The following is a 14,044-nucleotide window of genomic DNA, read 5'->3' on the forward strand; positions in this document are numbered from 1 at the left end:
GTGTTTCCCAGTTGTGGAATATCTTAAATTGTTCATTTTTAAGAAATCCTTAAGTTGTTTTGAATAGCAATAGTAAGTCTTGTTCATCTTCATTTCCCTTCTGTTAATCTAGCTTCGTTACTAAAAAACACCAACGCAAAAAGGCACAGAAAAGCTACCAACCCAAATTAATGGATTAATAGACTCTTCTGTGCCTAAGTCATTAGTTCTGCAATAGAACCAAGTCGCAAAATAACACTATGTTGTTTGAACAACAATGCGAGTACATTTATTTTAATATAAGCTTATACTATCATAGATGTTACAAGATGTCAATACACATCTCATAGGATTAAATCTAAGCAGATTCACTAGGGGATTACAAATGTTTTAATGAGAAATTGTGGTGAGTGGCAAAGGATTTTTTTTCATAGCACAACTAAAAAATTCAATTTGATTATCTATGAACTCTACCCCTCAAGAAAAAATAGAATTCACCATAGTTCGAAGTCTCCGCCTATGCGGGGGGCTATCATATATTCTACTTTAGATATTAATCTTCTATTTTATAATTTGTCTTCTATTTTGCAACCCGTCTTTTCCCCTTTTTCAAAGGAGTTTGCGACAAAACTCTAGAACAACTCCCCTTTTTCCGAGGAATTTTTCCTTGTATCCCAGAATGAACTCTGCTTTTTTGGGGGATTTCTTCTCAATCCTTTAAGCTACAAGGGGTTGAATTGTGTTGACTTAGGTTTGATTTAGCTGCCGACAAGCAACCTATTGCTAAAATAAGCCCTTATAAGATTAGTAATAGGGATATAGATACTTAACTACAATCTATTAAAGCGCAAAACAAGAGTGACCTTCGATGCTCCGCCTTGAAGAAAATACGTTTATTTCCATAGTCATAAACTATTTTATTGATTTAACTATTATTGATGATGTTTATTGCGATAAGTAGACTTTTAAAAAATAGTTTTAAGCGTTTCGAGACTTACTTTAAAAATGCTTATTGTTAAGGTCTTTTTAGTGGATGAGATGCACAGAAAATCTGTCTCGTGTCGGAGTATTTTAGGTCGTGTTGGTGTAGATTACAGTACTTAATTATTGCTAACTTAGATATTTGATTTAATAATAGTAACGCATTAACTTAATAGTGCTATTTTTTTGAAAAGTAACTTGTACAGTTTCTCTTCACTATTATTCAATACAAATTCCTTGGGATAGAACTCAATTAAAGGAATGTCATACTTATTACAAATATCTATCTTAAACTTTGTTTTTTTATCGTAATTACCAAGATTGTTAATCACACAAAACAACTCAACAAAATACTTCCTATTTCTTATCCAAATAACTGCATCAAACGTAAATCGTCTACCTTTAAGCTCAGGAATATAATCTCTATAGTAACCAACGGAATAATCAATACCCTTATTTTCAAGCATGGTATAGAACCTATATTCATATTTAGAGCGATATAAGGTCCCTTTTTCTGTATATTTATACCTAGCTGGTTCGAGTCCTGCAAGCTTTAAAGCATTTAAGTAACTACCAAACTCATTTATATAGGTTGTAGGATGTGCTATGTTTTCTCTGTACTGTAAAAGGTCATCCTTAGTGGGAGTTTGTCCACCAAGTTGTTCTTTAACCCAATGGAGGTCACTTAATAATTTTTCCCTGGTACGGAATACCCTTGAATATATAGGCTCAAAACCACATTCGATTTGAATGTCATTTATTCCTCCAAAATGATTTTTCCAGGCAATTAATGAAATCCCTGTATACCAATCATATTCAATTAAATCTGGCAACCTTGGTGTTCTTGCAATATATTTAGCCAATTTTTTAAACTGACTAATCATATATTGTTTAGCCAATTTTTTATTGATTACATCATAATCCATCCCTAATCGTTTATACGCTTCTTTTACCCCACCAAACCTTCTAAATAATACCTGTGTCACTGGTAGGTCCTTTATTTCATCTATTTCATGATGAACTAGTAAAGAACAAAAGTGCAATCCTTTTCTACCTTTTTGAATAAGTTTTAACCAAGTATGATATCTCAAGTGTTCCAAAATTTCATCATCGCTAAGAGTAATCTTGTTAAATCTTCGCAACCTATCTTCTGGTAAATCAAATCCTGCTTTGATTAAGGTTTCCTGCCAACTACCGAATCTTGAAACATAGACCGATGCAGATGGGTAACCTTTCGTTTGTGTGATACCATCGTATGTAGGTAAACCATATTCCTTACTATATCTTTTTAGGAGGTTAATTAATTCTTTGTTTGTAAAAATATTAAAGGTATACTCTGGTACTTGCATACCTGCTGCAATGAGTGCTTTTCTAAATGTACCAAAACGTCTTAAATAAGTTCTACTTGAAGGATAGTATTTATTCTCATCTAAACCTTTTGATGTTGGATAGCCAAAGTTGTGGTAATATTCTCTAAGAAGTTCCAACAATTCCTCACGTTTGTAAGAAACATAATAACTGTCTGGTAAATTTATATCTAATTTAATAAGTGCTTTACGAAGAGAACCAAATCTATATCTAAAAGTTGATGCACTAGGGTAACCAACTGTCTTATCCATTTGTTCTACAGTTGGAATATTCCCAAACTCTTTAATATATTTTTGCAATGAGTGTAAAAGTTCATCTTCACTATAGTTTTTTCTGTAATTTTCTGGAATGCGCAAATTAGCAGCTTCTAGTGCTTTTCTTAGAGAACCAAATTTCAAGCGAAAAGCTGTAGCACTTGGATATTCCTCTGCATTATCCATATCTCGTACAGTTGGTAATTCTTTAAACTCACTTACGTACTTTATTAGATAGTTAATTAAATCTGATTCTGAGTAATAAAGCCTAAATTGGCTACCAACATCGATTTCCGCTTCATCAAATGCTTTTTTAAGACTACCAAAAGCCCTTCTGAAAACTCCTGCACTAGGGTAGCCAGAAGTACTATCAAGCTCCCTTGTATTAGGTACACGGTTGTTTTTTAAATGAAATTGTTGAAGAAATCTAATAAGTTCTTCCGATGAATATATCTTCTTTTTTTGCCTTTTATTCATAGCTTCCACCCTACTAACATAAAAGTATTTTATGAAGGATTTATAACTAATATATTTTAGCAATGTGAACGTCCAACTTTGCTATTAAAGTAACAATCGAGTACCCTCTTTGGCTTCTTAACACTCTCCAATGGTTACCAGTTCCTCGTAATTAACTTTGCATACTTTTACCATAGTATCTTGGACAACTTTTATTCTTTTATCACGAATCTCATAAACCTTTGTCATCTCTGTATCCTCAACAAGGTCGGCTAGCCAGATTTCCTTATTTAAATCTATCTGTGCTTCGTGAAAGGTAGCGGAAGGGTTATTATGTATTTTTCTATACTCATCTAAAACTGATTGTTGCATGAAATAATCTTTATATGTCCCTAATACCTGATAGTATTTGCGATTAACTTGAGAAATGGGGGTGGATAGAATAAATTCTTTTCTACAACATACCTTATGAGCAACATTACGTGTTCGGCTTATTAGTTGGGTTCGAATCTGTAATTTTTCAAGGACTTTATATATGCCCTTTGGCAAATTCCTACGGTTTTTTCTATCTCTTTTTCTCGCTTTATTGTGTTTACACTCTTTTTTCAGTTGGCTTTTCACTGCCTTAGAATCCAGAAGTATAGTACCCTTCTTTAAACTGTAATAATTGAGAAAAGCCAGTAATTCCGATAATGCTAAAGCTTCAGCAACATTGTTATCACGTTCATTTACTACTATCCTTCTTCTTATCTCACTTTTATCCTCAAAGACAATAAAGAAACCTAGCGAAGTTTCTCCTTCTCTTACTGAAGCATCCGAGTATGCAATAAACATAGTTCGAAATCACCTCCTCTCAAACAATCCCTTCCGTTATTTAACATCATATTACTCATTAGATAATATCGCAATAATTTTTTTGATATTGAAAAAATAACAAAAACCTTTAATTTCAATAATTTTGCTTAACAAAATCACTAAGCAAAATTATTGAAATATAGTTATTATCCTGAAAAAACTTTGTTTAAAATGAAATTTTAAACAATCACTCCTGTGTATTACAACCTATATATGTTAAAGCAGCATGGGGAAACCGTAGATTTCACATACTTAAAAGTAATACAAGTGGGGTTCTTTAGGTCTTGGTTATTCATTTTGAGAAAACTAGAACCTTAACAAATGCATTATCAATATAGTGAACTGAAAATTGGTTGTTCTGAATTATAGAATCATATAATGAACAAACTTTTTTAAAACTAGAAGTAATAAAATCAACATTTTATTACTTCTAATATAGGGAAGAGTTATAACAGCATCTATATTGTCTGGGAATTTTTAGTATTGTGTGGTTCAATCTACTATAGGGTGGTCTCATAATAAAAAGGGGATAATTTGTGGAAATCCCCCCTATCTTAGCTTTCGACCTTATATGATACAATTACGTTCCTACACTCTCAATTGACATGATATATACACACCGCCTATTAAAAAACATAATTTTAGTTGCTACAAAATACTTCCTTAAAATAATGATTATAGAAGAAAGGTGTTATAGCATGCCGACGATAAAAAAGACGTACCTATTACTGTTGAATGAATGGAAGGTATTCGCCTCATTGCTTCTAAATGTATCACCGATAAACAATTCGAAGGAATTATACAAGAGAAAGCCGATTTAGCTTTTATGAGAGAAAGGTTTATCGCCGCTGTTCCTTCTGAGATGGATGAGGCTGGGAAAAGCCAGCAGCTGCGGCAATTGTTTAAGGATTAATTGGTATCTTGAACATGGCACAGTGACAATGAAGTTAAAATCACGTTTAGAGCTATATTGCGCAAAGAATGGTTACGATTAAATGGACCTATCTTAATACTGAAATAAAAAAGCCATCTGATTGAGATGGCTTTTTTATTAGCTACGAATAGAAACATATTTTCAAACTTAACAATCTACACGCGTAGATTGTTAAGTTTACAAAGTTCTCAAGAAGCTAATCTTGTTTTTCTTTAGAATTCTCCACTCACTTTTGAAGAATCCAACAGTTAAAACTTCATATACAAAAATCCAGTTTTCGTCAAAATCATCTTTGTCATTTATTAATTCTTTGGCTAAGTCTTTAAAGACTTTTACTTCATCTTTATCCTTTTTAATATCTTTACTATACAAGTATCCTAATAGCATTAATATACAATGCCTAGAGGCTCTAATATCTTCAAAGTTAACATCAGGAATTGTAAATTTATATTTTAATGCAAAAAATAACGAGTAGCACAACATCTCATAATTATTAGTTTTAAAACCTTCTTGATATATCAACTGTGAAAATTTTTCAATGACTTCCTCTTTAACAGCTTGACTCTCAAATACATGAGTATCTAATAGTGGTATTAAATATGGAAATATTATGGATAAGTGTAAGATGTTTTTTATGTAATAATCTTTAGCGCTTCTTGAAAGTTGCTTCTTCCCTACAACTTTTATTAAATAGTTTAATATAGCTGCATTATTATTATTAGAATGCAACAATTCTATGGCTACATCTATTGATAGCTTTAAACTCTTGTAGTCTAAATACGACTCATTGCTTATAGGTGTTATACTTAACTTCCTTACCCATTGCTCAGTTGAGCTTAAAGGTAGAGGTGATATTTTTGTTTTTTTATGGTTTAGCATCAAATTATAGGTTCTAAGTGCATCATTTACATCTACTAAGAATCTTTGTGCATCTTCATACGAGTTTACATAACAAGTATAATCATCTATATTTCTAATGTATTTCCATCCCTTTTCCACTAACTCATTGTCTATACATACTAATATAATTTCTGATAATAAATTGGAAGCGTGAGGTCCAATTAATATACCGTGAGTTTCTCCATTTGTAGTTCCTCTAACATAAAAGTCCAATTTATTAAACCAATGTTCTGAACCTCTGTTCTTTTTAGCATAGCCCTTTCCAACCAAAGCCCAAGGTAATGAATGGGTATACATACTTGGAAAACATGTAGAAATATCTACATTCACTAAGTACTTTGCACCTAGTAAAAACTCTAATTCTCCATCTCCATCGGTTCGGTAATCTTTATAATTCATCTGAAAAATTGTTTTCTCATCTTTCATTTTCCTAATATGAATTCTACTGACTTTTTGGCTTTGATTATTAGTTTTCTCCTCAAAATGTTCTTTAATTGAATCCCATTTGCCTGAAATGAAATTACATAATTTGTAATAATTTATCGGATTAGGAATACCAAGATATCTTGGTACATTGATATTTCTCATCGATTCATACTTTATATAATTGCTGTCTTTCTCAAAGTTGCTAAAGGTCGGGGAATTATCTTTACAATATTTATAAAATTTGTACCCATCAAAAATAGGAGGTAATTTTTCACTAAACATTCCATAAGCTAGTAATCCTTCTAAAATATTATCTTTATTGAATTCATCCATAAAACTAGAATAACTTTTCATTTTCTATTCCGCCCTTAAATTAATAGAATTTAATTCCATAAAACCTTTCTACAAAGCTTAATGATATCTTTTCTATAGATAATTATACTAGGTTAACTTTCATTTTTCGTAGTTAATTAAGAAATTTCAATAATTCTACTATGCAACCCAGTACATTAAATATTATTTTTCTAGATTAAAGTTCATAAATATTGAAAAACCTCCTACCTTATAGGAATACTGGTTCTGGTCGCTATCTCTTTAAAGTAGACAGATGTGTTTGTTATATTACCTCGTCGTCAAATGTCGTTCGACTAGAACTCCTAAATTTATTTTCTTATCTTATTATGACCATATCTAGCTCAAATTCTCTTAACGGTCTTATAGTAGAATGGCTTTTCTTTTTTGATAATTCTAAAACTTAAGCGGTTACTATTAGCATTACATGAGTTGAAATACTATTGAATATTTGAATCATAGTTCTCACCAACTACGCTGTAATAGTCTATAGTACACATAATTTTAGCCCTGTTTAAGAATCCTTTTCTACAGGTGGAATTTATACCTAACTATTTCACTCTATTGAACCCTTCTTTTACAAAAATATAAAGTTGGTAATAATATAATTTTAAAGCTATGTGGAGACCTACACAAAATAAATTCTTAATAACCAAACTAATAAAAGCAATATTTTATTAGTCAGCTATCGTTTCGGAAGGTTTGTGACGTGTATGCATCCCTACTATAGGTTATGCTTACAGAAAGAAGGCTGTAATATGTGGAAACTACCGCCCCTCTGCTTATTCTTCACTTTGAAAGGAAGAAGAGCATCCATATTGGACTCTCTTTCATCGTTGCTTATCCTACAGAAATTAGGCTCATATCAACATTTAAAACTTTCTCAAGTCAGGGTAAAACATTAGCTAAATAAGATTCATTAAACCTTTACATATTTTCTTTAATCCCTGTATGTTAAAATTACCTAAGGAAGCCTTTAATTACTACTAGCTTAAGAGCAATACAGGAGGCTCTTAAGATGCAAGGAAGTGTAAAAAAAGATAAAACAACAGGTAAATATTATTTCATAGTAGATATTGGTAGAGACGAACTAACAGGTAAACGAAGACAAAAGAAGAAACGTGGCTTTACAACGAAGAAAGAAGCGGAAAAAGCTTTAGCAGTTGTACTAAATGAGTTAAACTTAGGTACTTTTATAGAACCACAGCTAATTGATTTAGATAGTTTTATAAAGGAATGGTTTATAGAAAGACAGACACAGTTAGCTAAAAGTACATTAAAGAACCATCAGTGCTTATATAGAAATCACCTTAAACCTAAGTTAGGTCATTATAAGCTACAAGATTTGAATCCAATCGTTCTTCAAAAGTTCACTAACAGTTTGGTAGCAGATTCTTCTCTTAGTCACAATTCTATTCGGAAGCTTTTATTCTTAATGAATCAGCTTATGAAGAAGGCACATGGTTTAAAACTCATCTCTGAGAATCCATTAATACATGTGAATATACCAAGAGAAGTAAAATCTGAAATGAGCATTTGGGACTTGAAGCAGGTAAATTACTACATTGCTCATGCTAAACAAAATAGATATTATACAATTGTTCTTATGGCTCTGCTTACTGGTATGCGAAAAGGAGAAATCCTAGGGCTACGATGGAGAGATATTGATTTTGAAAAACAAGTTATCTACATTAGACAAATCTATGACGGGTATGCAAAAGAACTTAAGGTGGGGGCTAAAACAGCGTCTGGTGTACGTTCTATTCATATTCCTGATGTGCTTATTAATCAATTGAAAAAAGAGCGTAAGAAAGTATTAGCTAATAAACTTAAACAAGGTATAGCTTATAACGATTATGACTTAGTGAACTGCACAAAGTTTGGCAACCCTTTAGATTCATCTACTTTATCTAAGAGATTTAAAAACCATGCTAAAAAACTTGGACTACCTGTGATACGATTTCATGATTTACGTCATACGCATGTAACCATGTTGATTCAGCAAAATGTGAATGTGAAGGTTATCTCCGAACGTGTTGGACACTCTTCCATTCAAATCACATTAAACCAATACAGCCACGTCTTGCCGAGTATGCAACAAGAAGTGGCTGATAAATTAAACACTTTATTCGTTAATATGTGACCAGCTTGTGACCGACCAAAAGGTTAAGGTGGTTAAAACCCTATTACATCAAGGTTTAATTCAAAACGCCCAGTTCCCTTTTCTAAACACAGGCTCGCTTGTACCGTCAGCTTTGATGCCGTCGATGTCCATTTCAGCTGAGCCAATCATGAAGTCAACGTGGGTGATGCTGTCGTTTGCTCCGTTTTGTGATAGCTCTTCTTTAGACATCGTTTTTCCGCCTTCTAAACAGAAGGAATACGAGCTGCCGATGGCTAAATGGTTGGATGCATTTTCGTCAAATAGCGTGTTGTAGAAAATGATGTTTGACTGAGAAATTGGCGATTGATGCGGTACTAAGGCTACTTCTCCTAAGTATTTGGCACCTTCATCTGTTTCAATTAGGTGCTTTAACGTTTCTTCGCCTTCTTCTGCTTTTACATCCACAATTTTTCCGTTTTCAAATGTTAGCGTGAAGTTTTCAATTAAGTTTCCTGCGTAGCTAAGCGGTTTTGTGCTTGTTACTTGACCATTTACGCCGTCTTTTTTTGGAAGTGTAAATACTTCTTCTGTTGGCATATTGGCCATGAACGAGTTACCCTCTTCATTAACACTGCCTGCGCCCACCCAAATATGTTTGTCAGGAAGTTCAATTGTTAAATCTGTTCCTGGCGCTTTATAGTGAAGCTTAGAAAATCTCTTTTCATTTAAAATGTCTACTTTTGTATGTAATGAAGCATTATGCTCTTCCCATGCGGCCACTGGATCTTCTTGGTCTACGCGCACAGATTTAAAAATAGCTTCCCATAGTTTTTCTTGCTGCTGTTCTTCTGGAACGTCAGGAAATACTTTAGCTGCCCAGTCTTTCGAAGGAACAGCTACGATGGACCAGCTGATTTTATCAGATTGGATCGCTTCACGGAATTTTTTCATTGCTTTTCCACTTACTTTTTGGAACGCAGCAATACGTTTGCCGTCTACTCCTTTTAGTAAGTCAGGACCGCTTGAAATTACAGATAAAACAGCGCCTCCGTTTTTCACAAGCTCTTCTCTTGCCTGAGCTTTCCAAGCAGGAAATTCATTAAATACAGATTCATCCGCTTTTTCATATTTCAAACGAACTAAATGATCGTCATGCCAGTCTACATCAACAGACTTTGCTCCGGCTTCGTACGCTTTTTTCGCAATCTCACGAACAAAATCAGCGGAAGAAATATCAGCATTAATGTTTAATACTTGCCCTTTTTGAATGTTTACACCGACTTTTACAGCTAGCTCGGCGTACTTTTCAATATTGCGCTCAAACTGTTCCATAATTTATCTCCTTTACGTATATATTCTAACAACTTTATTGTATCACGAATAAAACATCAATTAAAAATCCTAGCCTATAGTTTACATAATACAATTACGTTATTTTACAGATTATTATATAGAAAAAGTTTGTTCTCTAAGAATCAGAACAAACTTTTGTCTTTCACAGATTCCGTTTTGTAGCCGAGCCGCTCCGAAATGTTCTTGCCTATATCAACCATGCGTTCTTGAAGGTACGTTAATCGCTCATTGGTCATACGCATCGTAGCACCGGAAATGCTGACTGCAGCAACGACTTGACCAAGGTGATCAAAAATAGGGGCTGCGATGCAAGTAATTCCGTATTCATTTTCTTCTAAATCCAGCGCATATCCCTTTTGCTTCACTTCTGAAAGTTCCCGGAGAAAGCTTTCTTCATCTGTAATGGTGTGATCGGTATGAGCTGGTAAGCCTTTTCTTTCAAGAATGCTTGTTACCGTGTTAAGCGGTAAAAAAGCTAGGATAGCTTTACCGACAGACGTACAGTGCATAGGCGCTCTTTTCCCCACTTTTGAGTGCATGCGCAGCGTCTGATTTCCTTCTAGCTTTTCAATATACACTACTTCACCTTGATCGTAGACAACAAGATGAATAACTTCATTTGTCTCACTTTCAAGTTCTTGCAAAAACGGCTTTGCTTCCGTTCGTAGATCAATAGAATCTAAAAGCTTTGAACTTACTTCTAAAAACTTATACCCAAGCTTGTACCGCCCGCTTTCTTGATCTTGTTCAATATAGCCATACTGAGCAAGAGTAGTTAGAATACGGTATACGGAGCTTTTATTAATGTCCATTTGCTTTGCAATTTCTGTGACGCCTACCCCTTCTCTTTCCATGCTGACAATTGTGACAATGTCCAATGCCCGGCTTACAGACTTAACCATATTTTCTCGCTCCATTTTTCCTCTCTCCTCTATGTGTCATTTTACTGCCGGGCATTTTTTATCACTTTTATACGTTTACACGTTCTTTTTCTGCAACAAACGGATTTTGGAGGGTCCCAATTTCTCGGATGGTGCATGCAATAACATCGTTTGCGCTCACCAGTTCCGCGCCGACCGGACTTCCTGTTAAAACCACATCTCCCGGCTTAAGGGTCATAACAGTAGATAGGTAAGCAATCATTTCTCCAACCGAAATAATCATTAAATCTGTCGAGCTGTTTTGTTTTTCAACGCCATTTAAAAACGCTTTTACATGAATCGACTTAAAATCAAGCTCTGTTTCGATTACGGGGCCAAGAGGCGTAAATGAATCAAAGGATTTTCCAATGGTCCAGTGCCCGTCTTTATGAAAATAATCCGGAGCCGTTACATCGTTTCCAATTGTATACCCAAATATATAGTCCTGTACGTCTTCTACTGCGATGTTCTTCGCTTCTTTTCCAATAACAACTGCAAGCTCAGATTCAAACTTAACGTGCTTAATAGCAGTTGGAATAACAATGTCTTCGTTTGGACCAATCACAGAGGATGTGGGCTTAAAAAAGAAGACAGGAATAGAAGGCATTTCTTTTGGCAGCTCCGACTTTGCAGCTGCATAATTAGCGCCTATTCCAATAATTTGATTCGGCTCTAAAGGAGCCAAAAGCCTTACTTCACTCGGTGAAAAAGTCTGCCCTGTATAGTCCCACTTCTCAAATATATTTCCTTCAATAACGCTGATCGTATCCTCTTTTAGTACACCTGTATGACGGCTATCTTGTATAGCAAACCTTACAAATTTCATGACATAACTCCTTTTCCCATTTGCTTTGTTTTAATAAGGATCGTAGGTAGTCAGGTTCTTAAGATGTAAGTACAGCCTGCCATCTCTATGCTGACAGGCCGTTTTTTTACTGTTTTATAGCTGCTTTTGCCTTTGCTTCGATACGACGGCGGTGTAAAATGGGCTCCGTATAGCCGTTTGGCTGATCATAGCCTTGAAATACTAAATCGCAGGCTGCCTGAAAAGCAATGGATGCGCTGTAGTTCGATGACATTGGCTGATACAGAGGATCATTTTCATTTTGTTGATCCACTACTTTTGCCATTCGCTTTAGCGTTTCCGTTACTTGTTCTTTTGTACAAATCCCATGATGAAGCCAGTTGGCTACGTGCTGACTGGAAATACGAAGCGTTGCCCGGTCTTCCATTAGCCCTACATTATTAATATCCGGTACTTTTGAGCACCCTACTCCTTGGTCGACCCATCTTACTACATAGCCGAGTATTCCTTGAGCGTTGTTGTCTAGCTCCTGCTGGATTTCATCTTTGCTCCAATTTGGTTTTTCGGCCACAGGAATTTGCAAAATGTCATCTTGTAAATCAGTGGACTTAGTAAGCAATTCGTTTTGAACATCTCTTACATCAATTTGATGATAGTGAAGAGCATGAAGCGTTGCTGCGGTTGGTGAAGGCACCCATGCCGTATTCGCTCCTGCTTTTAAATGCCCCACTTTTTGTTTCAGCATTTCGGCCATCATATCCGGCATTGCCCACATTCCTTTTCCGATTTGAGCGCGGCCTTGGAACCCGCTTGCTAACCCTACATTTACATTAGACTGCTCGTAGCCTTGAAGCCATTTAGACGCCTTCATATCATTTTTACGAATAACAGCGCCTGCTTCCATAGAAGTGTGAATTTCGTCACCTGTTCGATCCAAAAATCCAGTATTAATAAACGCCACTCGGTCTTTTACTTCTTTGATGCACGCTTTTAAATTAAGCGTTGTGCGGCGCTCTTCGTCCATTACGCCAATTTTAATCGTATGACGCTCAAGCCCTAGCATATCTTCAATTGAATTAAATAACGTGTTGGCAAAAGCCACTTCTTTGGAGCCGTGCATTTTCGGTTTAACGATATAGATAGAGCTCTTTTTAGAATTTTGATACGTACCGTTTTTAAGCAAGGTGTGTTTGGCAATTAAACTAGTAATCACGCTGTCTAAAATACCTTCATAGATTTCGTTGCCATTTCGATCTAAAACAGCGCTGTTTGTCATTAAATGCCCAACGTTTCGAACAAACATAAGCGAACGGCCAGACAGTGAAATCTTTTCCTTGTGGGGAGAAATATAGGTACGGTCTGGATTTAAACGCCTTGTCATGTTTTGACTTCCTTTTTTAAAAGTAGACGTCAAATCACCTTTCATTAATCCCAGCCAGTTGCGGTAAACGTCTACTTTGTCTTCTGCGTCTACTGCCGCTACTGAATCTTCACAGTCCATAATCGTCGTAAGAGCTGCTTCCATTAAAATATCTTTTACACCCGCATCGTCTGTTTTACCAATCGAATCCGTACGATCAATTTGAACTTCAAAATGCAGGCCGTTGTTTTTGAATAAAAGAGCATCAGGGCTTTCTTCTTCTCCTTGATACCCTACAAATTTATCTTCTTCCTGTAACTCTGTTAAACTGCCATCGTTTAATTGAGCAACAAGCTTTCCATTTTCAAGACTGTACTGAACCACTTCTGCATGAGAAGACTGAACGAGCGGAATAACTTCATCAAGAAAATTCTTTGCAAACGCAATAACTTTTTCTCCTCGAATTGGATTATAAGAACTCGTGCGCGAAGCTCCATTTTCTTCACTGATTGCATCAGTGCCGTAAAGTGCATCGTAGAGACTACCCCAGCGTGCATTAGCAGCGTTAATAGCATACCGAGCGTTATTCACTGGTACCACAAGCTGTGGTCCCGCTTGATAGGCAATTTCGCTGTCTACTCCTTCTGTACCAATAAGAAAATCTTCTGCCTTGTCTTCTAAATAGCCAATTCTCGTTAAAAACGATTTGTATTCGTTAAAGTCACCGTCAGGATTTTCTTGATGCCATGCATTAATTTGAGCTTGAAGCTGATCACGCTTTTCTAACAAACGTTTATTTACGGGTGTTAACTCAGTTACTAACGCTTCAAAATCAGACCAAAAATTTTCTGTACTTAGGCCGCTGCCCGGGAGAGCTTCCTCATTAATAAATTGATAGAGAACTGGAGCTACTTTCAGATTTCCAACTTGTTTGTAATTTGTCACCGTCTGTTTCCTCCTCTTACTTCTTTACATTTTTAAATTTGGACGCGCTTTCA

At 35.3% G+C, this 14,044-nt stretch carries 9 protein-coding genes; 2 read left to right on the forward strand and 7 right to left on the reverse strand.

Going from position 1 to position 14,044, the window contains the following annotated elements; all coding sequences use genetic code 11:
• Positions 1 to 1,124: 1,124 nt before the first annotated feature.
• Together ACNHOZ_RS08650 and ACNHOZ_RS08655 are read right to left on the reverse strand one after the other, a co-directional pair.
• Positions 1,125 to 3,059, reverse strand: coding sequence for a homing endonuclease associated repeat-containing protein (locus ACNHOZ_RS08650; protein ID WP_447697102.1), 1,935 nt, complete (start codon positions 3,057 to 3,059; stop codon positions 1,125 to 1,127).
• Between the two features lie 117 nt (positions 3,060 to 3,176).
• Positions 3,177 to 3,872: a hypothetical protein gene (locus tag ACNHOZ_RS08655; RefSeq protein ID WP_447697103.1), complete on the reverse strand. Its 696-nt coding sequence runs from the start codon at positions 3,870 to 3,872 to the stop codon at positions 3,177 to 3,179.
• 760 nt (positions 3,873 to 4,632) lie between these two features.
• Between ACNHOZ_RS08655 and ACNHOZ_RS08660 the strand changes: the two genes are divergently transcribed.
• Positions 4,633 to 4,806 (forward strand): hypothetical protein, encoded by a 174-nt coding sequence (locus ACNHOZ_RS08660; RefSeq protein WP_447697104.1) that lies wholly within the window; start codon positions 4,633 to 4,635, stop codon positions 4,804 to 4,806.
• Between the two features lie 198 nt (positions 4,807 to 5,004).
• Here ACNHOZ_RS08660 and ACNHOZ_RS08665 read toward each other — a convergent pair whose 3' ends face one another.
• The gene (locus ACNHOZ_RS08665) at positions 5,005 to 6,507 is read right to left on the reverse strand and encodes an RNA-directed DNA polymerase (RefSeq protein WP_447697105.1); all 1,503 of its coding nucleotides are present in this window, start codon (positions 6,505 to 6,507) and stop codon (positions 5,005 to 5,007) included.
• A gap of 1,015 nt (positions 6,508 to 7,522) precedes the next feature.
• Between ACNHOZ_RS08665 and ACNHOZ_RS08670 the strand changes: the two genes are divergently transcribed.
• A complete protein-coding gene (locus tag ACNHOZ_RS08670) occupies positions 7,523 to 8,647 on the forward strand; it encodes a site-specific integrase (protein ID WP_447697106.1) in 1,125 nt (374 codons plus the stop codon).
• A 60-nt stretch (positions 8,648 to 8,707) separates the two neighbouring features.
• On the opposite strand, the gene ACNHOZ_RS08675 is transcribed toward ACNHOZ_RS08670, so the two are convergent.
• From ACNHOZ_RS08675 to ACNHOZ_RS08690, 4 genes are all read right to left on the reverse strand, one after another.
• A complete protein-coding gene (locus ACNHOZ_RS08675; RefSeq protein ID WP_034268925.1) occupies positions 8,708 to 9,940 on the reverse strand; it encodes an aminopeptidase in 1,233 nt (410 codons plus the stop codon).
• Between the two features lie 143 nt (positions 9,941 to 10,083).
• Positions 10,084 to 10,878 carry an IclR family transcriptional regulator gene (locus tag ACNHOZ_RS08680; protein ID WP_034268928.1) on the reverse strand — a complete coding sequence of 265 codons (795 nt, stop codon included), beginning with the start codon at positions 10,876 to 10,878 and terminating at the stop codon, positions 10,084 to 10,086.
• Positions 10,879 to 10,930: 52 nt separating this feature from the next.
• Positions 10,931 to 11,707 carry a fumarylacetoacetate hydrolase family protein gene (locus ACNHOZ_RS08685; RefSeq protein ID WP_168760950.1) on the reverse strand — a complete coding sequence of 259 codons (777 nt, stop codon included), beginning with the start codon at positions 11,705 to 11,707 and terminating at the stop codon, positions 10,931 to 10,933.
• Between the two features lie 106 nt (positions 11,708 to 11,813).
• Positions 11,814 to 13,991, reverse strand: coding sequence for a malate synthase G (locus ACNHOZ_RS08690; protein ID WP_028412896.1), 2,178 nt, complete (start codon positions 13,989 to 13,991; stop codon positions 11,814 to 11,816).
• Between the last annotated feature and the right edge of the window lie 53 nt (positions 13,992 to 14,044).

This window comes from Priestia sp. D51, assembly GCF_053345675.1.